Source organism: Pararhizobium sp. (assembly GCF_965279435.1).
Classification (GTDB): Bacteria; Pseudomonadota; Alphaproteobacteria; order Rhizobiales; family Rhizobiaceae; genus Pararhizobium.
In genome coordinates, this window is sequence record NZ_CBDIHY010000002.1 from 420,516 (window position 1) to 446,359 (window position 25,844).

Genomic DNA, 25,844 nt, shown 5'->3' on the forward strand with positions numbered 1-25,844 from the left:
ACCTGCAGCACCGCCTTGCCTCATGGAAGGGACGGTAATCGTGGCACCCTCCCTCTCCCCTTGCGGGAGAGGATAGCAAGTCCGCGAGAGGCAAGGCCGATCGCTGGACGCGCTTGGTGAGGGGTCCTTATCGGCCGTTCAAATCACACCCAGCTCTTTGCCGACCTCTTCAAACACCGCAATCGCCCGGCGGACATCCGCCTCGCTGTGGGCGGCCGACATCTGGGTGCGGATGCGGGCCTGGCCCTTGGGCACCACGGGGAAGGAAAAGCCGACCACATAGACGCCTTTTTCCAGCATCCTTGCCGCAAACGCCTGCGCCAGCGAGGCATCGCCGAGCATCACCGGGATGATCGGATGACCTTCACCGGCCAGCGTAAAGCCGAGCTTGCTCATTTCGGTACGAAACAGCGTCGCGTTGGCCTCAAGCCGCGAACGCAGCACGTCGCCATTGTCGATCAGGTCGAACACCTTTAGCGACGCAGCCGCGATCACCGGGGCCAGCGTGTTGGAGAACAGATAGGGCCGCGAGCGCTGGCGCAGCCACTCGACCACTTCTCGTTTTGCCGACGTGTAGCCGCCCGACGCGCCGCCCAGCGCCTTGCCAAGCGTGCCGGTGATGATATCCACCCGGCCCTCGACGCCGCAATACTCGGCCGAGCCGCGGCCATGTTTACCGACGAACCCGACGGCATGGCTGTCATCGACCATCACCATGGCACCGTATTTATCGGCGAGATCGCAGACCCCTTGCAGATTGGCGATGATACCGTCCATCGAGAAGACGCCGTCGGTGGCGATCAGCTTGAAGCGCGAACCCTCAGCCTTCTTCAGTTCCTCCTCCAGCGCCGCCATGTCGTTGTTGGCATAACGGAAGCGCTTGGCCTTGGAGAGGCGTACGCCGTCGATGATCGAGGCGTGGTTGAGCGCATCGGAGATGATCGCGTCTTCCTCGTTCAACAGCGTCTCGAACAGGCCGCCATTGGCATCGAAGCAGGAAGAATAGAGGATCGTGTCTTCCAGCCCGAGAAACGACGAAATCCGCGCCTCGAGCTGCTTGTGCTCCTCTTGCGTGCCGCAGATGAAACGCACCGAGGCCATGCCATAACCATAACGATCGAGCGCCCGTTTGCCGGCCTCGATCAATTCGGCATTGTCGGCAAGGCCGAGATAATTGTTGGCGCAGAAGTTCAACACCTTCGCACCCGACGCAACCTCGATCTCGCCAGCCTGCTTCGACACAATCACCCGCTCCGACTTGTAAAGCCCGGCGGATTTCAAACCCGAAAGCTCGGTGGAAAGGTGGGACAAAAATGCGTTGCTCATAGCAAATGCAACCTCGTTTGAGCCGATGACGCATTTTGCGCAACAGCTTTGGGAAAAATCAGTCGCGGAACGATGAGGAGGGCCTGTTGCCCCCCGCTTGCCCCTCTTCCGGCCTTGCGCTTACCCGCGGCAGTTTGCCGGAGGAAGCGAAGGCCGGGAATAGTTGATCGTGGTTATGCAGCGGCGGCGGCAAATCCGTTATGGCAGAGGCCCTTGAGCTTTTCCAACGACATTGCGTCCAGTTCCAGAGCGGTGAGAAGATCGTTCTCGGCGGTAAAGTCGCGGCCATACATGGCCGAAAAGATCCGCACACCGGCTTCATGCAGCTCTGCAGGATAGCCAGCGAGACGCCCGATCTTTGCCGTCATCACCAGACCGAACGGCACATCTTCCGTCACGTAACGGCTGTCAGCCGTGGTCGGACCGCTGCCGCCATTGCCGGCGTCGTGCATCTCCTGGTTCATCTGGGAGATCGAGTTGACCGGCACGTGGAACGAGAGGTGGAAATGCTGGAAGATGTTACGCACCTCAAGGCCGAGCTTGGTGGCGATGGCGATGCGTTCCTGGTCCAGATCTTCCAGAAGACGCCCGACGTTCGGCGTGACGTTCTGCCCCTGGCTCCAGCTTTCGCCCCGCTCCATGCGGGTCATATTGCCGAGCGCGATGCCCATGTGGTTCTGCGGATTGAGGTTGGACAGTGCGATCGCCATCAGGCTACCACGATCCAGGAAACGATCGCCAAACAGGTCTTTGCAGACAGCCAGACCGGCAGCGCTGCGCGAGGTGGGCACGGTTGCAAGATCCACCTGTTTGCGCACCGTGTTCACATTGACCGATGTCGGGCTCAGCTGCCGTCCGGACACTGCCGTAGTCCCCCAGGCAACAATCGTCGCGACAACACCGCGTTCGGCGAGCAGGCGTGACAGATAAAGCGCGCCAAACGAGGCATGCGAACTGAAGATGACAGTCTGCTCTGACGTGACATATGGCGCGATTGCGTCGAGAACAGTCTTGTGGCCGTAGGCCGGAAGCGCGATGACCAATGCTTCTGCACCGGCAACGAGTTCGGCAGCACTGACCGCAACGGCCGGGTGGAACGTGCCTTGGATTGCCCCATTGGCAATCAGCGCCTCGCCCGTGGCCAAGGCCTTGGTGCGTTCGCCCGATGGTGACCACAGCGTCACTTTATGCCCCTGCTGCTCGACAAGAACAGCCGTTCCAAAGGCGATCGAACCCGCACCAACAATACCTACCCGCATGACAACTTCCTTTTCTGCTTAATCTATCGAACCGGCTGAAAGCCGATCATCATTTTGGACGTATCGATGTCCGCTGCGGCCCCAGCCCGACGTCGCCGGATGCAACCACAAGAAATGCTCCGGCCCCGACAGGGCCGACGCTCTTCAGGGAATGGGGCACGTCGGCGGCGTAGCGCGCCGTTTCGCCCGCCCGCACAATCATTGTGCTGCCGGCACTGCGCACGACGATCTCGCCTGTGGTGCAGTGCAGATGCTCGATGGTGCCTGCCCCATGCGGATCGCTGGCGAGTTCCCCTTCCGCTTCAAAGCTCAGGAGATACCATTCGATCAGCGAAACCATATTGGCGGGCGACAGGATCTGCAGTGTGCAGCTCCCGTCAGCACTGCGAATGGTCGGCGTCAGGTTTCCGGGTTGCAGATCGATAATGGACCCGCCGCCGCGCTCTTCGCTGGCGCCGCTAATCAGACTGTTGAGATCGATGTTCAGCGCCCGTGTCAGGTGCCAAAGCGTTCCATAGGTCGGATTGGCATTGCCACGTTCTATTTCTGACAGCATCGAACGCGAGACACCGGACATTGCCGCCAGTTCGGCGAGAGTCAGGTTGAGTTCTTTTCGATAGGCTTGCAGGCGTGGCCCGATTTCGGGCGGATTGATCGAAAGCATGTTTTGTCCCCCTTTTGCCGAACCCGTGAATGCCGCTGCCAATCAGTCTCTGACTGGCTCGCCAAGTGTGTGCATGAGCCGGTTGGCCCATCCGAATAGAGACGTGGACAGGATGAGATCGAGGATTTCGTCCTGTCCCAAACCGGCCTCCACGAGTGCTGCCATATCGGCAGCATTTGCATCCGGCGGGCATTTGGAAAGCTTGACCGCGAATGTCAGGATCGCTTTCAGCCGCGGATCGATCTGTGCATCGACACCATCGGAAAAAATGGCCGCAATGACATCCTCGTCCTTGGTCAACTGGTTGTAGCGGCTGGCATGAACGGCCGCACAATAGATGCAGCGGTTGACGATCGACGCGCCAACCGCGCCGATTTCACGCTCTGCGCGCGACAGCCCATCGCGATTGTACATCACCGCGTTGAACAGCGGCGTTCTGTGTTTCAAGGTTTCGACGTCATGCGCCAGCACAAGAACGTAGTCCGACACCTTGGTGTTGGATGGCGTGATCTTCAGTGCCTCTAGCTGTTCGGCACTTGCCTCGGCGAGGTCAAGCGGGGTCACATAGGGCTTCCAGACCGGGATGTCGGTGGTAAAGTCGTGGACGATATTGCTCATGCCAGCCCCCGCATCAACTGCAGGCCGGCGGCAACCCGGATCTGATAACTGACGAAAGCCACAAGTTCGGACAGCCGGACGATGTCTTCGTCGGCAATGCCGGCCTCCTGCAGCAATTCGATATCACGGCGTGTTGCATCCTTGGGCGCGTGCGCAACCAGATCGACATGCCGGATGAGGGCTTTCGTTCGAAGGTCGCTGCCACCGTCAAACCAGATGTCAGCCAACCGGGCAGCGCTGTCCGGCGCACCGGCTTTTTCCAGCATCGCTTCGAAATGGTCCTCAAAGGCCTTGTTATCGTTAATCTTTGCGATGCGCCAGGCAAGTGCTGCACGCTCGGCATGCGATAGCCCGCCGGGCGTTTCCGGTGACAGAGCACCATCATGCGTTTGCTGGGTCAGCGCCATGATGTCGGCCCTCCCCGCCACCACTCCAGCCAACGTACCGCCTGGTTCAATGCCGACGATCGCGGCAATCACATCTTCGTTTTCAGCCATACCATCGTCCTCCTATGCCTGCTTGCGGGCGGTGATCTCTGCAATGTCCGGCAAGGGCGACGCTGTCCACTCATCGCCGCGCAATTCGGGCGTATCGTAATCAAGCAGGCGCTGCCAATATTGGTCAAAATTCTCGGTATAGAGCTTGGCAGCTATTTCTCGCGCCAGCCACGCCGCCCCTTCGCTGATGCCGGGAATGTCGCCACTGACCTTGCCTAAGCTGGCAGCGGCGCCCGAATTGAAGCTGTGGATGTTGGCGAGCCACGGCACCTGCCCCGGCTCGCGCTCCAGTAAGGTGAAATCGCCGGCGAGGTAGGGGAACTTGCCGAGATGGGCATTTTCCTCGCCAGCCGGCGGCGTGAAGCGGTCCTGCCACAAGAGAATCTTGTCTGCGTAGCCGTCGAGTTCCTTGCGGGCCAGCGGATCGACGCCGAAACCGGTACCGAGGATCAGGAAGTCGGCCCGAACCGGTTTGCCCTGCGATGTCTCGATGACGATCTCGCCGCCGTCCAGTTCCGTCTTTTCGACCGCCGCATCAAAATGGAAATAGGCGTTCGGATGGCGGCTGACGCGCATCGTCGAACCACGGGGTGCCGGCGTCTGGGTGCGTAGCGAATAGTTCATGATCTGCCAGCGCCTGGCATCGCCCAATTGCGGGAAGGCCGCAGTAAAACCGAACGAGCCGATGCCCATGAGCTTGTTGATGCAGGGCATTTCCTTGCGCCGGATGAGGTGGCGGACTTCGGCAGCGCCCGCTTCCAGCGCCTCGGCGGCATTGTCGACTGCTGAGGCACCGACGCCGACAACCACAACGCGCTTGCCGCGAAGGGCCGCAAAATCGATCTCATGCGAGGAGTGCGCCCAATATTTCTGCGGCAAGCTTTTGACGAAATCGGGAATGCTGGGTTGGCCCATACCGTCCCGGCCGGTCGCCATCACCACCTTGCGGGCAAGCACCGATTTTTCAGGCGCGCCGTCGCCGGTTAGCGTCAACCGCATCAGCGCACCCTCGGGCTGGATCGTCTTGACCTCGACGCCGTTTTCAACCGGCAGGCCGAGGACCTTGCGGTACCAGCAAAGATACTCCATCCACATCGGGCGCGGAATCTTGTCGAGCGTGGCCCATGTGTCATTGCCGAACTGGGCAATATACCAGGCGCGGAAGGTGAGCGAGGCGATGCCATAGGCAGGCCCGGTCAGCTGCTTGGGCGAACGCAACGTCTCCATCCGGGCATAGGTCAGCCATGGCCCCTCAAGGCCCGGCGGATTGCGGTCGAAAATGCGGATATTCTGGATTCCGGCGCCGATCAGCGCGAAACTGGCGACCAGGCCGCACATGCCGCCGCCGATGACGACGACATCATGGACTTTTTCCTCACCGTCGGCGGCCGTCGGCACCACCCAGTTTGCTGGCGGATAGCACAGGCAGGCAAGATCATCGCGGACACGCTGTTCCAGCTCCGGCAGGCTTTTCGCCGCAGATTGGAGCGGTGTCTGTGCATTATATACCATTGGTCACCTCCGCCGCCCGATGGAACTCGTGGTTCACATTGACTGCCTTACCTGCCTAGACCCGCACCGTATGCGATGCGGGCCGCTGTTTTCTCAATTATGCGCATGCCGGTCAGGAATGACCGTCGTGGTTTCGGGCTTCCAGCCGAGCCAGATGTCTTCACTGCCAAGCTGTGAAACATTGCTGGGGTGAACCAGAGTGTTGAGCATGGCACCGCCTGCGACTTCAACCATCAGCGAGGTGTGGTTACCCTTGAACACGCGCTGACGGATCTTGCCCTTGATGCGATTGCCGCTCGTCGGCTCCGCAGCCGAGCAATGGATCGCCTCTGGGCGCAGAACGACGTAAAGATGCTCGCCGTGCCGGGGTGACAACCCGCCAGGATTGGCGGTGATGGTGATGCCGTTCCAGTTCAGAGCTGCAACATCGCCCTCCGAGCTGATCACTGTGCTGCGCAACAGGTTGGTCTCGCCGATGAAGTTGGCAACGAAGACAGAGCCCGGCCGCCCGTAGAGCGTATTGGGGTCACCCATCTGTTCGATGCGGCCCTTGTTCATGACAACGATCGTGTCCGACATCGTCAGCGCCTCTTCCTGATCGTGCGTCACGAACATGAAGGTCTTGCCGGTTTTTTCCTGGATCGCCTTGAGCTCGATCTGCATCTGCTGGCGCAGCTTGGCATCGAGCGCGGAAAGCGGCTCGTCGAGCAAAAGCACATCCGGATCTGGCGCCAGTGCACGCATGAGCGCAACACGCTGGCGCTGACCGCCGGACAGTTCTGACGGCAGACGGCTGGCGTAATCCTGGAGCTGGACGAGCTCCAGCAGTTCCGACACCCGGCGGTGGATGTGCTGGTTGTCAAAGCCTTTTAACTCAAGACCGAAGGCAATGTTCTTGGCGACGCTCATGTGCGGAAACAGCGCATAGTCCTGGAACACGATATTGACGTTGCGCTTGTTGGGCGGAACCCGGGTTACATCCTTGCCGCTCAGCATGATGCGGCCGGATGTCGGCGTCTCGAAGCCGCCAAGCATGCGAAGCGAGGTGGATTTTCCACAGCCGGACGGTCCCAGCAACGTGACGAACTTGCCCGCCTCGATGCTCAGGTTCAGGTTATCGACGGCGACATGCTTGCCGTAGCTCTTGTTGACATTGTCGAATTGAACGACGGGTTCCATCAGCGGGTCCTCGCACGGCGGGTGATAAATTCGGCGTACAATCCGACAGCGGCCGTAACCACCAGGACAATCGTCGCCATTGCGTTGATTTCAGGAGACATGCCGCCCTGCACCTTGGCAAAGATCAGCATGGGCAGTGTTGGGCGATAACCGCCCAGGAAGAACGTGCGGACGAAATCGTCGATCGACAGCAGGACGCAGAAGATCATGCCGCCAAACAGCGCCGGTCCCAGATAGGGAAGCGTGACGCGGAAGAAGGCTACAATACTGTCGGCACCGAGATCGCGGGCAGCATCGACGAGATTGCCAGGCATGGACCGAAGACGTGTGAGCGCCATCACCACCACGAACGGCACCGCATGGACGGTATGACCAAGGATGATCGCCGCAGTTCCGGTCGGCATATCGATCGTCGAGATGAAGATGCGCAGCGAAATTGCTGAAATCATCCCCGGCACGACGGCAGGCAGGCAGGCAAGTGCAAAGATGATCGTCCGGCCGCGGATGCCATCCGCAACGATCAGCATGGCGATCCAGGTGCCAAGTACGGTCGCCGCAAGCGTGGTCGCTGCCGCGATCATGATCGAATAGAGACAGGCTTCCAGGAACTGCTTGTCCTGCATCACCTTGACATACCAGTCGAATGTCCAATCACTGATTGGAAACGCGACGAAGTTGGCATCCTTGAAGCTCATTGCCATCATCAATGTGAGGGGCAACAGCAGATAGAGAATGAAAGCCCAGTAAAAGCCGGTAAGGGCTGCGCGCGGGGCGTCTGAAAACGTCTTGCCCATCAGATTGCACTCCTCTTGCGTCCGCCAACCAGCCGCATGAAGATGGCGGCGGCGATAAGAGCTGTGACTAACATGATCAGGGCGAATGCCGCGCCGACCGGCCACTTGTTGCTGGCACCGTGGAAGAAGCCGCTGATCGTTTCCGGAAACATCACAGTGTTGGGGCCGCCGAGCAGCATAGGTGTCGCAAAGACGCCGATGCAGGTCAGGAACACCAGGCAGCAGCCCGACACGATGCCGTCCTTGGACAACGGCAATATGATGCGCCGGAAGCGGGTGAACGGGCCGGCGCCGAGATCGGCAGCAGCGTCGAGCAGCGGTGACGGGATCTTTTCAATGGCCGAATAGAGCGGCAACAGCATGTAGAGGCAGATCAGGTAGACTAGCCCGAAGCCGACCGAAAATGATGTGTAGAGCATCGGTATTGGCCGGTCGATCAGCCCGATCTCACGCAGCAGCACGTTGAGCGCACCGCGATTGGCCAGCAGCATGATGACCGAAAAAGTACGGATCAGCTCGCCGGCCCAAAATGGCACCAGCAGCAGCAGCAGCGCCTTTGAACGGCCCTCAGGCTTGACGATTTTGGCGACGTAATAGGCGACCGGATAGACCACGATCAGGGTCGCGGCCGTTGCTCCCGTTGCGAAGACGAAACTCTTGATCAGAGGCGTAAAGTAGAGGGACTCGCTGAAGAAGATCGCATAGTTGGCGAAGGTGAAATGCGATTCAACACCCGGCTGGACCGGATATTGCGACAGAAGACTGATCTTCAGCATTTGATAGATCGGGCCAATATGCAGCATGACCAGCCAGATCAGCGGCACCGCAGCCAGAAGAATGACGCGGCCAATGCGCGACTCGACCGCAGCTCCGAGCGTATGCCGGTACAGTGCGGAATTGACTATCTTCGCTATGCCGGTCGAATATTTGGGTATGGACGCACCGCGCCCTGCCGCATCCCCGGCTATCGTGTTGCTATTCACCATCAAACAATCTCGGTTGGCGCAGCCCAACTGGTAACGCCGCAGCGGGCGGTCAGTGATTGCGCGTTGTTAGGCGTGGAGGCCCCATGGCCGCCGCCTGCCCGGAGATCACCGAAGTTCTCCGGAACAGGTTACGGCTTATGCAGGCTTTGCCTCGTCAGGCTGCCTTGACCTCTGCAGTCGCGCGGTCGATCATCTCGTTCTTCATGTCGCGATTGACCGACGAGAAAAAGATGATGCGGTCGATCTGTTCCTGGGGCAGCGTCGAAGCGAGCTTTTCGCGTTCATTGAGCAGATCGGCAACGCCGTTCATCGTCGAACTGTAGCCCGACTGACGGGTCATCGCTGCGCCGACTTCCGGGTTGGCCAGGATGGCGTCGAGCAGCTTGTAGGCGTTCTCGGCGTTCGGCGCGTTGTTGACGACGTTGAGCGTGTAGCAGAAGCCGAACGTACCTTCCTTCGGCACCGACAGCTGAATCGGATGGCCGTCGATGATGAGCTTTGCAGCCGGACCCGACCACGAATGGGCGAGATAGATGTCTTCGTTGATGAACATCTGCTGCACTTCAGAGCCCGCATCGTAGTACTTGCGGACCATATCCTTGTTCTTGATCAGAAAATCACGCGCTTCGTTGGTCGCCTTCTGCGCGACCTCCGGCTTGCCGGCATAGGTGACGAAGTCGCCGTCATGACCGAGATACTGCATGGCGATCGTCATGAAATCGCTGACGATGTAGGATGTCTGGCCCTTGTACTGCGGATCGAACATGATCTCCCAGCTCGGCGCTTCCTTTACATAGTCAACATTGCGGGCAAGGCCTTCATAACCGGCCAGGATCGGCAGACCCCAAAGGTTGCCGTCGATACGCGCCCACGGAGCGTCCTGATAAGCGGTATTGAGGTTTTTCCAATTGGAGATCTTGCCGGTGTCGAGCGGCTGAAGCAGCTTCGAGCTGATGAACTGCGAATAGCGGTGGCCAGCAACCGTCACCATGTCGGTCGAAGGATTGGCACCCTCGGCAGTCAGCAGGTTGTACTGCTTTCCCTGGTCGTCAGTCAGACGGATTCTGACCTCGATGCCGGTGTCTTTCTGGAACTTTTCGATGAATTCCTGTGGCAGGAACTTGTCGTAGGTCGTTACGTTAAGGACACCGTTTTCCGCCCAGGCTGGGCGCGGACGAATAATGTAAGGCACTGCAAGAACAGCCGCACCCGTGCCGAACAGTTTCAGCGCGTTTCTGCGGGTGGTCGTCAACTTGTCACTCATTTGAGTTCCCCTTTTTTTGATTTGAACTTGTATCGAGCCTATAATCCGGAAGTGTTTACGTGTTTTTGGCGGCACGGCTCCGCATAGGCCGCGTTCGTGCCCAGACATGATAAATCTGTTAAGATAAGGCCTCCCCGCCCCTGTCCGGTATATCGCATAACGTATCCGGTAAACAGGAATTGACCTTTATACCGGATAGATGTCAAGCGCCTTTTTGGGAAAGTTACTGCCATATTCATTCAGTTTTAGCTTCGCTGCATGAAGCCTTGGCTATAAATACATCGGCTCATGTATCCTCCAATTGCGGGCGCATCCGCCCTGCATCCGAGGGTTACGCGCGGGCGTGCAATTTTGGGGTTCCGCCGCCGCTTTTGCAATTTGCGCCTGCCGCAGCCCTTGACCTTACCAGTGTTGGAACCTTTACCAATGACCCGAATCGGAGAGCTCCTGCCAGCGCATATGTGCGGCAAATTTCTCCGAGGGATTTATTCCAGTCGAGATCGGGTTGCCGGAAAGCAGCCATGAAGCATGGGCGCGATGTATCGGATCATATGCAGGAAATTGCTGATTCTGATTAGACTGGCGATCGTTCTGTCGCTTGCCGGGTATTCGCTGTCGACAGCGACGGCGGCGATGCACGGCCCATCGTCCGCCGGTGCGGCGGCACAGATGTCCGCTGTCATGCAGCACGGTGATGGCGCTCAGATCAGCACACATGATCGCCATCAGACAGCGTCAGCAGATGACGATGGTTCGAATTTGGCAAAGCAGGAATGCTGCAAGGACTTCTGCATCGGTTTTGCCATCATCGTATCCACGAAGACCATGGCCGGCCCGGTCGTAGCGTCGATCCGCGAATTCATCGATGACCGGTCTGCGTTTGGCGAAATCCAGTCCCTCCACCGCCCTCCAAGTCTCTGAACAGGACCTGCCCGTCCTCACGGGTCTGAACGAGCGTATGCAGGCGTAACCGGCCCGCAGCGCCGCTGATATCTCCTATTCGGATTACACCATGAATCTCAAACTTCTGGTGGCCGCCCTACCGCTCCTTGCGAGCGGTTGCGCTGCCACGTTGCCTCCTGATGTCATTGCTTCGAGGGAGCCTGCCGGTTCACCGGCGCATGTTCGTCCAGTGAATTACGACAGCCCCCTTTCCGGCTACACACACCGCATTCCCGTCGATCCCAAGCCATGGCGGGACCAGAATAGCGCTCAAGCTCCGCAAGGAGGCGCATCATGATCAAACTCAAACTCGCGGCACCGCTTCTCCTGCCACTCATTCTCGGCGGATGTGTTCAGGCGACAGAATATTCGCAGAAAAGTGCCGGATTCTCGTCCGTCTCCAGGACGGCGGCTGAGGCGACCGGGAAAGATACCGTCTGGATTCAGAACCGCCAAGATGCCCAGGCGGTCGCTGGTCAGGTGAAGATGCTGCTGACAGCAAAAAACATCGATGTCGAAACGGCCGTGCAGGTCGCCCTCCTCAACAATAAGGGCCTTCAGGCGGCCTATGCCGGCCTTGGCGGCTCGGCTGCGGATGCGTGGCAGTCAACCATGCTCGTCAACCCGACCGTCGGTGTCGGGCTGACCGGGATCGGCACACCGGGTTTGGCGGTGTTCAAGTCTGTGGAAGGCGTGATTGCTACCAATATCCTGGCTCTCGCCACCCATAAACGGAACGTGGATATTGCCGACACCGAGTTCCGGAAAGCCCAGCTCAATGCGGCCCTGCAAACCCTGCAGCTTGCTGCAGATACACGGCGGGCTTGGATCAACGCCGTTGCATCCTGGGAAACAGTTGCCCAACTGAGCCAGGCGCAAGCTGCAGCCGATGCAGCGTCTGAGCTTGCCAGGAAACTCGGCGAAACGGGATCTTTGGCAAAGAGCGGCCAGGCGCGTGAGCATGTGTTCTACGCCGAACTGGCGGGGCAGACCGCCAAGGCACGGCTTGAGGCTCGCCTGGCGAAGGAAGAGCTAACGCGGCTTATGGGGCTTTGGCGATCAGACATCGACTACCAGATTCCCAATCGCCTGGCGCAGCTTCCAAAAGGCCTGATCAAACGGGACCAGATCGAGGCGGAAGCCCTGCAACGCCGCGTCGATCTGCAGATGGCCAAGCTCGACCTCGACGTGACGGCCAAGTCGTACAGGCTGACCGAGGCAACGCGGTATGTGACCGATCTGGAAATCCTGTCCGGTTTCGAGACCGAGCGCGAACTGGAAGACGGCGAGAAAAAAGCCGATACGACCGGGAATATCGAACTGGAGTTCGTGATCCCGATCTTCGACAGTGGTAAGGCCCGCATGCGCAAGTCGGAGCTGGCCTATATGCGGGCCGCCAACCTGCTTGCGGAAAAGGCCGTCAACGTCCGCTCCGAAGCCCGGTCTGCCTACCAAGCCTATCGCGCCAATTACGATATCGCCCGGCACTATCGCAACAGTGTCGTGCCGCTTCGCGCCAAGATCGAGGAAGAATCCCTCCTCAGCTATAACGGCATGATCACCAACACATTCGAACTGCTCACCGACAGTCGCGAGAAGGTCAATTCGATCCTTCTGGCTGTCAACGCGAAACGCGATTTCTGGTTGGCCGAAGCCAACCTCGCCCCCGCCATCTATGGCGGCGGTGCGGGGGCAGCGGGCGGCGAACCGGACGTGGCGGCGGCTGCCGATAGCGGCGGCGGTCACTGAGAAAGGACGCAAGATATGTTCAACAGAAGACAAATGCTGGGCGCCGGTGCCGCGTTGGTATCAAGCGCTGCATGGGCAAAGACCTCCAATATGGGGCTGCCCGATGCTGCCGTCATGGAAACAGCCGAAACGCAGGTATCTGCCCGCCCTTCCTCTGGGCCGGACTACACCCCGGTCGTAACGCTGAACGGCTGGACGCTGCCGCATCGCATGAACAACGGCGTCAAGGAATTCCACCTTGTCGCCGAGCCCGTCGAGCGTGAGATGGCGGAGGGCATGACGGCCCGCCTCTGGGGCTATAACGGCCAATCCCCGGGTCCGACGATCGAGGCGGTCGAAGGAGACCGCGTCCGCATCTTCGTGACCAACAAGCTGCCCGAACACACGACGGTGCACTGGCATGGCATGATCCTGCCATCAGGCATGGACGGGGTCGGCGGTTTGTCGCAACCGCACATCCCGGTCGGCAAGACCTTCGTCTACGAGTTCGATCTCGTGAAGTCGGGCACCTTCATGTACCACCCGCATTCGGACGAAATGGTCCAGATGGCCATGGGCATGATGGGGATGTTCGTCATTCATCCGAAGGACGAGAAGTTCATGCGCGTCGACCGGGATTTCGTATTCCTGCTCAGCGCCTATGACATCGGCCCCGGCACCTATGTTCCGCGCATCATGGAAATGACGGACTTCAACCTGTGGGCCTGGAACAGCCGGATTTTTCCGGGGATCGACCCGCTCGTCGTGTCCAAGGATGACCGGGTTCGGGTGCGCGTCGGCAATCTGACCATGACCAACCATCCCATCCACATGCACGGCTACGACTTCGAAGTCACCTGCACCGATGGCGGCTGGGTCAGACCCGAAGCCCGCTGGCCGGAGGTGAGCATCGACATCCCCGTCGGCGCCATGCGTGCCTACGAGTTCGATGCCAAATATCCGGGCGACTGGGCAATTCATTGCCACAAGTCGCACCACACGATGAACGCCATGGGCCATGACATCCCGACCTTCATCGGTGTCGACAAGAAGGGAGTTGCCGAGAAAATCAGGAAAATCCGCCCGGACTACATGCCGATGGGAACTGCAGGCATGGCGGATATGGGCCAGATGGAAATGGAAATCCCAGAAAATACCGTCCCGATGATGACCGGATGGGGCAAACACGGTCCAATCGAGATGGGCGGCATGTTCTCGGTGGTGAAGGTCCGCGAAGGCATAGCCGACGGCGATTACAGCGATCCCGGCTGGTACGAAAACCCGCCGGGGACACAAGCCTGGGAGTGGACCGGCGCGTTGCCTGACACGACCAAGGCCACGGATGCCAAAACCAAGGTCACACCCAAGCCGATGAAACACGGCTGAATCTATCTCCCAACAGTTCAAAGGACTGCATCATGAAGACTGCAATGATCGCCCTGTTTCTCGCAGGCCTCGCCTCTCCTGCCCTGGCCGTCGGTTCACACGCCGGTGGCCACGGTGGGGCCATGACTGTCGGCGAGCCCGGCGTGAAGGCACAGGCTACCCAGACTATCCGGGTCACCATGACGGAAACGGAAGACGGCAAGATGATCTTTACGCCGAACACCTTCAAGGTTCGCAAAGGCCAGACCATCATCTTCTCCATCAAAAACGCCGGCGAGCTCGACCACGAGTTCGTCCTCGACCAGGAAGACAAGGTCATGGAGCACAAGGCCGTGATGGAGAAATTCCCGGACATGGAACATGACGACCCGAACGCAATCCGGCTGGCGGCCGGAAAGTCGGGTGAAATCATCTGGAAGTTCACCAATGACGGCACGTTCAAGATCGCCTGCCTTGTTCCCGGTCATTACGACGCCGGCATGCATGGCGATGTGACTGTCACCAAGAAATAACCCACCCTCAAGGAGATATGATCATGAAATCCTTCATCAAATTCGCCGCAGCCACCGTTCTTGCGGTCACCGTTGCATCCGGCGCATTTGCCACTGAATTCACCAAGGGCACCGTCAAGAAAATTGACCTCAAGGCAAAGAAGGTCACCCTCATTCACGAGGAGCTGAAGACGCTTGAAATGCCGGCGATGACCATGGTGTTCCGCGTAAAGGACGACGCCATCCTCGCAAAGCTCAAGGAAGGCGCGAATGTCGAATTCGTCGTCGAGCGCGTCGAAGGCAAACTGACAGTCACGGACGTCAAGTAAACCGCGATCGTTGGATAGAGCGCGTGGCCGTTTGTGCGGCCGCGTGCGAACCCCGTTTTGCCGTGAACGCATCGACTGAGACGGACGGCAAAGGCTTGGAAACTCCCCGCCCTTCAGGCGGGGAGTACGTGCTGCAAATGTTGATCAAGGGCCGCTGGTTCAGGAAGCCAGTGTCGCCGTGGCGACCGCCAGGATTTTCGAGAACAGATCGACGTCCTCGCGCGAGTCGGATGGCGGCGTGCGATTGGGCGTGCCGTTGACGATCGTGTCGTGGAAGGCTTCGAGCTCGATCTGGAACGCGTCGGTGTGGAACGGCCCGAGCGTGCGCACCAGATTGCTGTCGGCCGTGCTTTCCTGCACTTCCAGCGTCATCGGCAGATTGCGCAGATACGGCGTGTTGTAGCGGAACTGCAGGCGCTTGTTTTTCGACAGAACCTCGATACCGGCATCGAAGCGGGCGATATCGTCAATCAGGCATTCGTAGATGGCGGTGAAGCTGCCATAGTCGAACATGGCGGTCAGCTGTTCGCCATTCTGCGACAGCTGCGCGCCGATTACGCGCTTGGGCGAGCCGCCGAGAAGATCGCGCATGGCCGACAGCGAGTGCGAGCAGAGACCGGTCATCACTTCATAGCCGCGCTTGACGATCGCCGGTGCATCGGCCCCGCACATCGCGTCCATCATTTCCTTGCGCAGCGCCCGGCTCTCGTCGATCAGCTTTGCCGGAATGTCGCCCTTCGGCGTCACGACCTTGTCCGTCTGGTTGAAGAACCATGGGCCTTCGCAAATCACGTCGCGGACGCGGACATAGGAGATCGGTCCGAAATTTGCGAGCTCCTGCTTTGCGGCCATGAACGCCGGCGCAAAGCGGCGCATGTAGCCGACCATGACGACGCGGTCGGATGCAGCTTCGGCAGCCACCAGCGTTTCCAGATCGGCCGGGGTCAGGCAGGCCGGTTTTTCGATGAAGACATGCTTGCCGGCAGCAATCGCTGCCCTTGCCTGTTCACCGTGATGCTGGTCGGGGCTGAGGATCAGGACGGCATCGATATCGGGATCGGCAAACAGCGCGTCGGCCGTATCGTAGCGCTTGGCGATCTTCCAGTGATCGGCAACCTCAGCCAGCACGGACGGCGAAACGTCATGGACGGCTGCCAGCTCGAATTGCTGCTGCAGTTTGTGCAGCGTCGGAATGTGCATCAGCTGTGCCACTTCCCCAAGCCCAACCAGGCCAACTCTTAATCGCATATCCCACTCCTTGTTGCGCTTTTTGCGCGAATTAAATTCGGATCGTGAATTTAAATACCGGAAGCCAACCCCTTGCTCAAGCGTGAAAATGGAATGAACATTCGATTTTTAACGCCCGATACCGAAATTTTCCATTTACAGACGGAAACTTCTCGATATTATGATCCATAATCTGGATTTAATAAAAGGGGAGTAAAACATGTCCATCAGCAAAGTCTTCGCATTCAGCATTGCCGCCCTCGGGCTGTCGGCCGCCTATCCCGCCGTCTCGCAGGCCGAAACCATCAATATCTTCTGCTCGTCGTCCGGCATCGAGTTGCAATTGTGCAAGGAAGGTTCTGAGGCCTGGGGCAAGGAAAGCGGCAACGAGGTGAAGATCACCACGATGCCGGCAAACTGGGATGACGTGTTGTCGCTGTATCAGCAGCTGCTGTCGGCACAATCGACCGATGTCGACGTGATGATCCTTGATGGCGTCTGGGTCGGCCCGCTGAAGAGCCACCTCTTGGACCTTGCGGAAGCCATGCCAGCCGGCACGGTCGACAAATATTTCCCGTCTGCGGTTGCCGCGGGCACGGTCGGCGGCAAGTTCGTCGCCATGCCCTGGTACATGGATACCGGCCTTCTGTTCTACCGCAAGGACCTGCTCGACAAGTACGGTGCCAAGGTCCCGGAAACCTGGGCTGACCTGACGACGACGGCTCAGCTTGTCCAGGATGGCGAGCGTAAGGCCGGCAATGAAAAGATGTGGGGTTACGTCTGGCAGGGCCGGGCTTACGAAGGTCTGGTCTGCAATGCTACCGAATGGTTTGCAAGCAGCGGTGCCGGCACTTTCATCGATGCCGAAGGCAAGATCACCATTGCTTCGTCCGAAGCCAAGGAAATGCTGAAGACGGCGGCCGGCTGGGTCGGGACGATCTCTCCGGAAGGCGTTCTGAACTATGACGAGGAAGGCTCGCGTGGCGTCTTCCAGAACGGCGATGCGGTTTTCATGCGCAACTGGGCATACGCCTGGTCTCTGGCCAATGGCGATGACAGCTCGATCAAGGACAAGGTCGGCGTGGCGCCACTGCCCAAGGGTGCAAACGGCCAGCATGTCGGCATCGATGGTGCCGCCTATCTCGGCGTCTCGAAATATTCGGCTCACCCGAAGGAAGCGGCTGCACTCGTCGCCTATCTCGCTGGAGAAAAGGAAGAAAAGCGTCGGGCTTTGGCGGGGTCCTACATCCCGAGCATCTCGTCGCTGTTTTCCGATGCCGATATCCTGAAGGCCATCCCGTTCCTGACGAGCGCCAAGGCCGCCTTCGAGAACGTCGTTACCCGGCCGACCAGCATCACCGGCAGCGACTATCCGCGCGTTTCGACGGAAATTTCCAACAATCTCCATTCCGGCCTCGCCAACCCATCGGCAAGCGATACAGCGATCGACGATCTGGCCTCCAAGCTCGATGCCCTGAAGTCACGCGGCGGCTGGTAAGCCCTCTCGAAAACAAGGTTCGCGCCGCCAGAGAGCGGTGCGAACCGCCTATTCCAAATGCAAGGTAACAAGACAATGACGATCAAAGTGGCGACAGCGCCGGACTCCTGGGGTGTCTGGTATCCGAAGGATGAAAAGCAGGTCGGGTGGGAACGCTATCTCGATGAAGTGCAAAAGGCCGGTTACGGCTACACCGAACTTGGCCCCTGGGGCTACCTGCCGACCGATCCGGCAACGCTGCTGTCCGAACTCGGCCGCCGCGACATCAAGCTTTGCGGCACAGGCGTCGTGCATCCGCTATCTCTTGCCGATTCCGCTGAAACCTTGGCTGCCCGCGTCGGGCCGATCTGCGCGCTGTTGAAAGCCGCAGGCGCGGAATGGTTCGTGCTGATGGACGAGTCTGAATCCTACGCCGCACCTGGCGACCGCCTGCTTGACGACAAGGCCTGGGCGCAGATGATTGCCATCGTCAGCGCAACCGCCAAGCGTGTCGTCGAAGAATACGGCATGAAGTTTGTCTTCCATCCGCATGTCGGCACCTGCATCGAAACCGAAGCAGAAATAGAGCGGCTTTTGGCCGATACCAAGCCGGAGCACGTCGGCCTCTGCTTCGATCTTGGCCACCACATTTATACGGGCGCCGATCCCCTCGCCTTCATGGCCCGGCATGCGGACCGTATTCCCTACTATCATTTCAAGAACATGGATGGCGCGCTGCGTCAGCGCATCACCGACGAGAACATTCCGTTCATGGACGCGTTCCAGATGGGCGTCATGTGCGAACTGGACAAAGGCGCGATCGATTTCGCCGACGTGGTGAAGTTCCTTGAAGCCCGCAACTACGATGGTTTCGCAGTCGTCGAGCAGGACATGTACCCCTGCCCACCGGAAAAGCCCTACCCGATCGCCAAGCACAATCGCGACTATCTGAAGACGCTCGGCCTTTAAGCCCAAGGCCGCATGGCCGGCGCTCGGCCGCCGGCCTTACTCGATCCGACTGGAGAATTGACTTGCCCGCGCATTCCGCTGAAATCCTGAACTCACCGGCCGAAATCGGCGATGTGCTTGCCACCGATATCCTGGCTGCCATTGCCGCCGCGCGCGCCGATGGCAATCAATATCTCCTCGGCTGCCCGAGTGGACGTTCGCCGAAACCGATCTACGACGCGATGGCCGACAAGACTGCGGCTGGCAATCTCGATCTCTCCAATCTCGTTCTGGTGATGATGGACGAATATCTTGGCGGTGGCGAAGATGGTCTGGGTCTTTGCCCGCCCGACGCACACAACAGCTGCCGCCGTTTCGCCGAACACGATATCCGCCAGCGGCTGAATGCCGGGATCGAACCTGCCCATCAGGTTCCGAAGGAGCATGTCTGGTTTCCGGATGCAACGAACCCCGGCGCTTATGATGATCGCATCAAGGCAGCAGGCGGTGTCGACCTGTTCATTCTCGCGTCCGGCGCTACCGACGGTCACGTCGCCTTCAACCCGCCGGGCAGCCCAGCCGATGGGCCAAGCTGCATCGTCAAGCTCGCGGAAGAGACGCGCCGCGATAATCTCGGCACGTTCCCTGATTTTCCATCGCTCGATGCCGTGCCGCATCATGGCCTGACCGTCGGCCTTGGCACCATCGCCAACCTATCCAAAGCTGTCGCCATGGTTATCCACGGCGCCCACAAGCAGGGGGCAGCCAAGCGGCTGACACAGAGCGAAGGTTTCGACCCGCAATGGCCGGCCACCATTATTCACCGCTGCAAGCAGGTGCGTATCCTGCTTGATACCGCCGCGGCGGCCCAGGCATGACAGGCGCCGGAGCAACACGACCAACTGCAGCTGCAATGATGGAGAGCGGTGATTATCGCGTCGGCATCGATCTTGGCGGCACCAAGATCGCGGCTGGCCTCGTTGACATCCAATCGGGTGCGATGACCCATTTCCGGCGCCGGCCGACGCCGGTCGCCGAAGGCCCGGCCGCGATCCTCCGCGATGTCGCAGAGATCGCTGCAGACATTATCGCGCTGGCAAAGGCCGAGGGCCGGTTTCCGCTGTCGATCGGCATTGCCGTGCCGGAACTGGTCGATATCGAGGGACGTGTCTGCAGCGACTGGAATTTTTCGATCGAAGCCATCGGCGCCGAAATCGAGGGTCTGCTCGGCATTCCTACAATGGCCGACAGCGATGTGCGCGCCGCCGCCCACGCGGAAGCCCGTTTCGGTGCCGGCGTTCCCCATCAAAGTTTCGTCTACCTGTCGCTCGGCACCGGCATGAGCTATTCGCTCGTGATCAACGGCCGGCCATGGTCTGGCGCCAACGGTTTCGCCATTCACTTCGCCAGCTCGGAGCTTGCGCTTCCAAAGGAAGACGATACCGGGTTGACGATTGCCAATGCCGAGGACTTTGCCTCTGGCAAAGGCATGCAACGCTCCTTCTCCCGCCGCGCCGGGGAACCTCTGGAGGATGGCGTTCGCACGCTGGAAACCATGAGCACCGAGGGCGATTTTCTCAGCACACGCATTCTTGACGAGGCTGCAGAGGTGACCGGCCGGTTGCTGGCGCAGATGATCAACATGATCGACCCCGAAGCGGTGGTTCTCGGTGGTGGGCTCGGTTGTTCGACCGGGCGCTATCGCGAAAAGCTGGAACAGCACATGCGCGAAAATATCTGGGCGGACCGCTGCAAGACTATACCGCTCAAGCTTGCAGCACTTGGTGAAGGTGCCGGCGTCGTCGGCGCCGCTCTTGCAAAACCACCGGGCAATCGCCGGCAAACAATCAAGGTCGGGGCATGATGGCGCAGACGGCACCTCAATCAAGCTGGATCAAACGTATCGAACCCTGGCTGCTGCTGGCCCCGATGCTGATCGTGCTGGCCACGGTCACCGCCTGGCCGCTGGCCCGTACGGCCTATCTCTCTTTCATGCACGCCTCGTTGGAGGCTGGCGACCTGCCGCGCTTCATCGGTTTTGGCAATTATCTGGCGCTGATGAAGGATGGTGATTGGTGGCATGCAGTACGCAACACCGCCTTCTTCGCGGTGATTTCGGTAACGCTGGAAACGCTGGCCGGTGTTGCCATCGCTCTTCTGATCGACAGCCAGATCAAGGGCCGTGGTGCACTGCGCGCCATCATGCTCATCCCCTGGGCGATCCCGACGGTTGTCTCAGCGCAGATGTGGCAATGGATGCTGCATGACCAGTACGGCGTTGTTAATGCGCTTTTGATCAAGCTTGGCTTCATCAGCCACGGCATTGCCTGGACGGCCGGAGCCGGCACCGCAATGGCGGCGATCATCGCCGTCGATGTCTGGCAGACAACACCGTTCATGGTGCTGTTGATCCTTGCCGGCCTGCAGATCATTCCGCGTGATCTCTACGAGGCCGCAAAGGTCGACGGCGCGCCAAGCTGGGCGCAATTCTTCTACATCACCCTGCCGCTGCTTTGGCCAACCCTTGCTGTCGCCATCCTTTTCCGCCTTTTGGATGCAGTGCGGATGTTCGACCTTGCCTATGTGTTGAGTTCCAAGAGCCGCGAAACCGCGACCATCTCGATCTACGCCCGCCAGCAACTGGTCGATTTCCAGGATGTCGGCTACGGCTCGGCCGTGGCGATGCTGGTCTTTCTAATGATTTCGCTGGTGGCGGCCGTTTATGTCCAGATCACCAAGATCCGATTGATCAGCGAGTGAGGATGCCGATGAAACGCCTTGCCAAAACTATTGCGCTGACATTGTTGAAGATCGTCGTGGTGTTCTACACGATCTTCCCCTTCTACTGGGCAATCGTCTCGTCGTTCAAATCCGGAGCTGCCCTGTTCTCGGTCGATTTCTTTCCGGCAATCGACCTCACCAACTATCGTGACCTGCTCAGCAACGGCAATTTCCTGCGCAACATCCTGAATTCGGCCATCGTCGCAGTCAGCGTCGTGACGCTGTCACTGATCTTCGCCATCACCTCGGCCTATGCGCTTGGGAAAATGAAATTTCGGGGCCGGGGCATCGTGTTGGCAGGTATCCTCGGCGCCTCGATGTTCCCGCAGATCGTCGTGCTGTCCGGCCTGTTCGGCACCATCCGCTGGCTCGGGCTCTACAACAGCCTTGGCAGCCTCGTTCTGTCCTACATGATCTTCAGCCTGCCGTTTACGGTCTGGGTGATGACCAGCTTCATCCGGCAGATTCCGTCGGAGCTGGAGGACGCCGCCCGCATGGATGGCTGCTCGACCTGGGCGATGATCTGGCAGATCTACTTTCCGCTCTTGGCGCCGGCACTTGCCAGCACCGGCCTGCTCGCCTTCATCGCGTCATGGAACGAGTTCCTCTTCGCCCTCACCTTCACACTTAGCGACACGGTCCGCACCGTTCCCGTTGGTCTGGCGCTGATTTCCGGATCCAGCCGTTTCGAGCTGCCGTTCGGTACGATCATGGCGGCCTCCGTCATCGTCACCGTGCCGTTGATCCTGCTCGTCCTGATCTTCCAGCGCCGCATCGTTTCGGGCCTGACCGCGGGAGCGGTCAAATGATGCACCCTGCCACCAAAGAGAGAAACATCCATGGCTGACCTGTCCCTGACCAATGTGCGCAAGGCGTTCGGCGCTTTCACGGTGCTGCACGGGATCGACCTCACGATCGAAGATGGCGAGTTTGTCGTCTTCGTCGGCCCGTCCGGCTGCGGCAAGTCCACTCTTCTGCGGGCGATCGCCGGGCTTGAAGAGATCAGCGGCGGCGACATCCGCATCGGCGGCCAGGTGGTCAATCACATTGCGCCTGCGGAACGACAGATTGCCATGGTGTTCCAGTCCTATGCGCTCTATCCGCATATGGACGTCTACAAGAACATGGCCTTCGGCCTGAAATTCGCAAAGATTCCCAAGGACGAGATCGACAAGCGTGTCCGCAAGGCGGCGTCAATCCTGAAACTCGATGCCGTGCTCGACCGCAAGCCCGGTGCGCTGTCAGGCGGCCAGCGCCAGCGTGTCGCCATCGGCCGCGCCATCGTGCGCCAGCCGAAAGTCTTCCTGTTCGACGAACCGCTGTCGAACCTCGACGCGGCGCTGCGCGTCAATACCCGTATCGAGATCGCCAAACTGCACCGCGAACTCGGCGCGACAATGGTCTATGTGACGCACGATCAGGTCGAGGCGATGACGCTGGCCGATAAGATCGTCGTGCTCAATGCAGGCCGCATCGAGCAGGTGGGAACGCCGCTCGATCTCTATCATGCCCCGGCCAACCTGTTTGTCGCCGGCTTCATCGGATCTCCGGCGATGAACCTGATGGAAGCGCGGGTCAATGCTATCGTAGACGGCAATCTGCACCTCTCGGTCGGCGAACAGCTCGTCAGCCTCCCCTATTCCGGAGCCACTGTCGCGGCCGGCGCAACGGTCACCATCGGCATCCGCCCCGAACACTGGATCCCCGGGGATGGTCCCTCGGTGAAGATCGAGGGTACTGTTGACCTCGTTGAACATCTCGGCGAAACCAGCATCGTCTATCTGCGACTCGCCGACGGGCAGATGATCACCGTCCGCTATCCCGGCGATATTTTCTGCACGGCTGGCGATCGCTTCGTGGCCGACGCCCCGGTCGCCGCGGTCCATCTCTTCGACGCTGCCGGACAGGCCATGCTCGGGCGCCGCTCAGGCCCGGCCTATGGCATCCTCGGCCAGGAATTCCGGGCACGCTGAATGGAAACGGAATGACCGATACGCCAAAGACACGGGCAGGAGCGCCCAAGCTGACCAGGCTCGCCGAAGGGCGGCAAAGGCTGCCCGATGTCACCGGCACCAATCTCGAGCATTCCCGCATTTTCAACCGGCGGCTCATCTTCGAAGCGCTGCACCAGTCCGGTCCGCTCAGCCGCATCGACATTGCCAAGCGGGTCGGGCTGACGCCGCAGACCGTTTCCGGCATCACGCGGGAATTGCTGGACCAGCAGTTCATCATCGAGACCGGACGATCCCAGGGTCAGCGCGGCCAGCCGCAAATCTATCTCGGCGCCAACCCTATCGCCGGTTTCTCCATCGGCATCCATCTCGATCGTAACCGTGTCGTTTTGGTCGTGTGCAATTTGCTGCTGGAGGTCATCGGCAGGAAAACCTGGACGGGCGACACGCGCGAGCCGGAACCGACACTGAAACACATTGCCAGCCTGACCGACAGCCTGATCGACGAGGCAGCGGTGCCGCGTGAAAAAATCTGGAGCATCGGGCTGGTGCTGCCAACGCTTGACGATGACATCTACGATTTTGCCACTAAGCAACCCGGATGGGATGCCTGGGCCAATGTCCCTGTTGCCCAGCGCCTGAAAGAGCTGTGCGGGCTGACGGTGCTGGTCGAGAATGACGCGACGGCAGCGGCGATCGGCGAGCATTTTGCCCGCAGCGACACGGACAAGCGCAATTTCGCGCATCTCTACATCGGCTACGGCGTCGGTGCCGGCATGATCGTTGATGGCATGCCGTTGAAAGGTGCATGGGGCAACGCCGGCGAACTGGGGTTGCTGCCGTTTCAGCCGAAGCGCATGCGCGACAACGGCGAGCCGCCGATCATCGATGCCGTGCTTTCGCTGAATGGAATCGCGACGGCACTCGAATGGAGCATCGAGGAGGCCGATGCGGCAGTTGCCGACTTGTCGATCCTTGCCGATATCCATGCCCGGCGCGACACCCAGCTGTCGGCCTGGATGGAAGAGGCAGGACTTTGCCTGCGTTTCCTCACCGCCATTCTCGAAAGCACGATCGATCCGGAATTCATCACCGTCGGTGGATCATTACCGCCTTCAATCATCACTGCGTTGGTGGAACGCGCTTACCCGCTGCACCGCTCCTTGAGCGAACGCAAGGACCGCCGCTCGCCCCGCCTCGTGGTCGGGGAATTGACGGACGACGCACCGGTCATCGGCGCTGCCAGCCTGCCGATCTTCGTCAACACCAACCCGAACTTCCGCCACCTCTATATCCGCCAGATCGGCGACGACCAGCGCCCCTTCGAGCAGCCGAAGAGAGGTTAGTCAGGGAACAATGGCAGCCTTCTATCCGGTTGGAAGATCGGCGAAGGGGTCATGTCTCCCTGTCGGGGACCAGAGGCTTCACGCCTCAGAAGGCAAGCGTGAAATCGCCTCATCAAACTGATCTGTGGCCAGTCATTATGCGCGGGAAGTGTCCTCGATGCCAGTTGGTCCAACGCCTCGCACCAAGTCACGCCTCCCTCTCACAATTGATCGAAATTGTGGCCAGTAGAGGCGTCACAATATTACTTTAATTTAACATGATCTTACGGGGCATGCGCAGTATATTCCCGGATTGAAGCCATGTATTGCCGGCGGCAACCGCGCCGTGACGCGACACTATAAGATGGCTTCCTGTCAAGAGACGCTTTAGACGCGTCTAATACTAAAGGTGACGCAAATGTTCTCTTTTGCAAAAACCGCAGCAATCTCTGCAATTTTCATCTCGGCCTCCATGGGTGTTGCTTTCGCCGGATCTCACGGCGATACGGGCCATGATCATGATCACCACGACGGCCACCGTGACCGCGCATTCATGCTCAACGACGAGGACATCACCAACGACGACACAGTCGGTCCGACCTATGTTGTTCCGGCCTATGCCCCTGCCTACGTCCACCGGTCGCGGCTTGATACGATCCTGGCTGAGCTTCGGGCCGACAACCGCAACATGAATGCGGACAGGACACACGGCCTTCTCACCAGCGGTGAATATCAGCGCCTGAGAGCCGACGACGCCCAGATCCGCCACGAAGCCATATCCGTGGCTGATCATAACAATGGTGCGATCCCGGCCGCTCGCTACAATGTCCTGCAAAATCAGGCTCAGCAGCTTCAAGCCAATATCCGCCGTATGGCATAAACGGCCTGCCAGCCCCGAACATACAGCACAGGCTGCATGCTCGGGGCTCGCTCGTATTCCGCATCGACCGGCGGACCATCTCCATGATCCGGTTCAATTGCAAAAAACTAAAAGCGTTAAAACTATTTCGTAATCTGGCTCGAACCACAGTCTGTTCGGGCTTTAGGCATGTTGACGAAGACGCATGAAATTGATCACGTTTTACGGTATCGGCCCTTTCCAGAGATGGCAGCGCTTAGCCATAATCACTCACAATGGCCAAGTTCTGATCACCGCCTG

General features: G+C 59.4%; 26 protein-coding genes. 15 read left to right on the top strand and 11 right to left on the bottom strand.

Annotated features, from left to right (window positions below; genetic code table 11):
• Positions 1 to 138: 138 nt before the first annotated feature.
• The 10 genes from ACQY8Q_RS03500 to ACQY8Q_RS03545 form a co-directional block, all read right to left on the bottom strand.
• The gene (locus tag ACQY8Q_RS03500) at positions 139 to 1,326 is read right to left on the bottom strand and encodes a glycine C-acetyltransferase (RefSeq protein WP_428424687.1); all 1,188 of its coding nucleotides are present in this window, start codon (positions 1,324 to 1,326) and stop codon (positions 139 to 141) included.
• Between the two features lie 173 nt (positions 1,327 to 1,499).
• Positions 1,500 to 2,585, bottom strand: a complete 1,086-nt coding sequence (locus tag ACQY8Q_RS03505; protein ID WP_428424689.1) for an NAD/NADP octopine/nopaline dehydrogenase family protein — start codon at positions 2,583 to 2,585, stop codon at positions 1,500 to 1,502.
• A 49-nt stretch (positions 2,586 to 2,634) separates the two neighbouring features.
• The gene (locus ACQY8Q_RS03510; RefSeq protein WP_428424691.1) at positions 2,635 to 3,249 is read right to left on the bottom strand and encodes a helix-turn-helix domain-containing protein; all 615 of its coding nucleotides are present in this window, start codon (positions 3,247 to 3,249) and stop codon (positions 2,635 to 2,637) included.
• Positions 3,250 to 3,291: 42 nt separating this feature from the next.
• Positions 3,292 to 3,867 (bottom strand): peroxidase-related enzyme, encoded by a 576-nt coding sequence (locus ACQY8Q_RS03515; protein ID WP_428424693.1) that lies wholly within the window; start codon positions 3,865 to 3,867, stop codon positions 3,292 to 3,294.
• Positions 3,864 to 4,364 (bottom strand): CMD domain-containing protein, encoded by a 501-nt coding sequence (locus tag ACQY8Q_RS03520; RefSeq protein WP_428424695.1) that lies wholly within the window; start codon positions 4,362 to 4,364, stop codon positions 3,864 to 3,866. The genes ACQY8Q_RS03515 and ACQY8Q_RS03520 overlap by 4 nt, the downstream gene beginning before the upstream one ends.
• 12 nt (positions 4,365 to 4,376) lie before the next feature.
• A complete protein-coding gene (locus ACQY8Q_RS03525; RefSeq protein WP_428424697.1) occupies positions 4,377 to 5,876 on the bottom strand; it encodes an NAD(P)-binding domain-containing protein in 1,500 nt (499 codons plus the stop codon).
• A gap of 93 nt (positions 5,877 to 5,969) precedes the next feature.
• A complete protein-coding gene (locus tag ACQY8Q_RS03530; RefSeq protein WP_428424699.1) occupies positions 5,970 to 7,055 on the bottom strand; it encodes an ABC transporter ATP-binding protein in 1,086 nt (361 codons plus the stop codon).
• The gene (locus ACQY8Q_RS03535; RefSeq protein WP_428424701.1) at positions 7,055 to 7,849 is read right to left on the bottom strand and encodes an ABC transporter permease; all 795 of its coding nucleotides are present in this window, start codon (positions 7,847 to 7,849) and stop codon (positions 7,055 to 7,057) included. The genes ACQY8Q_RS03530 and ACQY8Q_RS03535 overlap by 1 nt, the downstream gene beginning before the upstream one ends.
• A complete protein-coding gene (locus ACQY8Q_RS03540; RefSeq protein WP_428424703.1) occupies positions 7,849 to 8,835 on the bottom strand; it encodes an ABC transporter permease in 987 nt (328 codons plus the stop codon). Before ACQY8Q_RS03540 ends, ACQY8Q_RS03535 begins: the two co-directional genes overlap by 1 nt.
• 154 nt (positions 8,836 to 8,989) lie before the next feature.
• Positions 8,990 to 10,099: an extracellular solute-binding protein gene (locus ACQY8Q_RS03545; RefSeq protein ID WP_428424705.1), complete on the bottom strand. Its 1,110-nt coding sequence runs from the start codon at positions 10,097 to 10,099 to the stop codon at positions 8,990 to 8,992.
• A 528-nt stretch (positions 10,100 to 10,627) separates the two neighbouring features.
• Between ACQY8Q_RS03545 and ACQY8Q_RS03550 the strand changes: the two genes are divergently transcribed.
• The 6 genes from ACQY8Q_RS03550 to ACQY8Q_RS03575 all read left to right on the top strand — a co-directional run bounded on the left by ACQY8Q_RS03550 (position 10,628) and on the right by ACQY8Q_RS03575 (position 14,975).
• Positions 10,628 to 11,020: a hypothetical protein gene (locus tag ACQY8Q_RS03550; protein WP_428424707.1), complete on the top strand. Its 393-nt coding sequence runs from the start codon at positions 10,628 to 10,630 to the stop codon at positions 11,018 to 11,020.
• A gap of 91 nt (positions 11,021 to 11,111) precedes the next feature.
• The gene (locus ACQY8Q_RS03555; RefSeq protein ID WP_428424709.1) at positions 11,112 to 11,339 is read left to right on the top strand and encodes a hypothetical protein; all 228 of its coding nucleotides are present in this window, start codon (positions 11,112 to 11,114) and stop codon (positions 11,337 to 11,339) included.
• Positions 11,336 to 12,790 (top strand): TolC family protein, encoded by a 1,455-nt coding sequence (locus tag ACQY8Q_RS03560; protein WP_428424711.1) that lies wholly within the window; start codon positions 11,336 to 11,338, stop codon positions 12,788 to 12,790. Before ACQY8Q_RS03555 ends, ACQY8Q_RS03560 begins: the two co-directional genes overlap by 4 nt.
• A 15-nt stretch (positions 12,791 to 12,805) precedes the next feature.
• A complete protein-coding gene (locus ACQY8Q_RS03565; protein WP_428424713.1) occupies positions 12,806 to 14,155 on the top strand; it encodes a multicopper oxidase family protein in 1,350 nt (449 codons plus the stop codon).
• Between the two features lie 32 nt (positions 14,156 to 14,187).
• Positions 14,188 to 14,667 carry a cupredoxin domain-containing protein gene (locus ACQY8Q_RS03570; RefSeq protein ID WP_428424715.1) on the top strand — a complete coding sequence of 160 codons (480 nt, stop codon included), beginning with the start codon at positions 14,188 to 14,190 and terminating at the stop codon, positions 14,665 to 14,667.
• A 23-nt stretch (positions 14,668 to 14,690) separates the two neighbouring features.
• Complete coding sequence (locus tag ACQY8Q_RS03575; protein WP_428424717.1) at positions 14,691 to 14,975, top strand: copper-binding protein; 285 nt, start codon at positions 14,691 to 14,693, stop codon at positions 14,973 to 14,975.
• 159 nt (positions 14,976 to 15,134) lie between these two features.
• Here ACQY8Q_RS03575 and ACQY8Q_RS03580 read toward each other — a convergent pair whose 3' ends face one another.
• Positions 15,135 to 16,223, bottom strand: coding sequence for a Gfo/Idh/MocA family protein (locus tag ACQY8Q_RS03580; protein WP_428424719.1), 1,089 nt, complete (start codon positions 16,221 to 16,223; stop codon positions 15,135 to 15,137).
• A gap of 199 nt (positions 16,224 to 16,422) precedes the next feature.
• Between ACQY8Q_RS03580 and ACQY8Q_RS03585 the strand changes: the two genes are divergently transcribed.
• From ACQY8Q_RS03585 to ACQY8Q_RS03625, 9 genes are all read left to right on the top strand, one after another.
• Positions 16,423 to 17,700, top strand: a complete 1,278-nt coding sequence (locus ACQY8Q_RS03585; RefSeq protein WP_428424721.1) for an ABC transporter substrate-binding protein — start codon at positions 16,423 to 16,425, stop codon at positions 17,698 to 17,700.
• A 75-nt stretch (positions 17,701 to 17,775) separates the two neighbouring features.
• A complete protein-coding gene (locus ACQY8Q_RS03590; protein ID WP_428424723.1) occupies positions 17,776 to 18,648 on the top strand; it encodes a sugar phosphate isomerase/epimerase family protein in 873 nt (290 codons plus the stop codon).
• A 62-nt stretch (positions 18,649 to 18,710) separates the two neighbouring features.
• Entirely contained in the window at positions 18,711 to 19,505 is a 795-nt protein-coding gene (locus tag ACQY8Q_RS03595) for a 6-phosphogluconolactonase (RefSeq protein WP_428424725.1), read from the top strand.
• Between the two features lie 35 nt (positions 19,506 to 19,540).
• Positions 19,541 to 20,491, top strand: coding sequence for an ROK family protein (locus ACQY8Q_RS03600; RefSeq protein ID WP_428424727.1), 951 nt, complete (start codon positions 19,541 to 19,543; stop codon positions 20,489 to 20,491).
• Positions 20,488 to 21,387: a carbohydrate ABC transporter permease gene (locus ACQY8Q_RS03605; RefSeq protein ID WP_428424729.1), complete on the top strand. Its 900-nt coding sequence runs from the start codon at positions 20,488 to 20,490 to the stop codon at positions 21,385 to 21,387. The genes ACQY8Q_RS03600 and ACQY8Q_RS03605 overlap by 4 nt, the downstream gene beginning before the upstream one ends.
• A gap of 8 nt (positions 21,388 to 21,395) precedes the next feature.
• Entirely contained in the window at positions 21,396 to 22,217 is an 822-nt protein-coding gene (locus tag ACQY8Q_RS03610; RefSeq protein ID WP_428424731.1) for a carbohydrate ABC transporter permease, read from the top strand.
• A 30-nt stretch (positions 22,218 to 22,247) separates the two neighbouring features.
• Positions 22,248 to 23,381: an ABC transporter ATP-binding protein gene (locus ACQY8Q_RS03615; protein ID WP_428424733.1), complete on the top strand. Its 1,134-nt coding sequence runs from the start codon at positions 22,248 to 22,250 to the stop codon at positions 23,379 to 23,381.
• Between the two features lie 11 nt (positions 23,382 to 23,392).
• On the top strand, positions 23,393 to 24,706 hold the full coding sequence (locus ACQY8Q_RS03620; protein WP_428424735.1) for an ROK family transcriptional regulator: 1,314 nt from the start codon (positions 23,393 to 23,395) through the stop codon (positions 24,704 to 24,706).
• Positions 24,707 to 25,103: 397 nt separating this feature from the next.
• The gene (locus ACQY8Q_RS03625) at positions 25,104 to 25,565 is read left to right on the top strand and encodes a hypothetical protein (protein WP_428424737.1); all 462 of its coding nucleotides are present in this window, start codon (positions 25,104 to 25,106) and stop codon (positions 25,563 to 25,565) included.
• Positions 25,566 to 25,844: the final 279 nt, after the last annotated feature.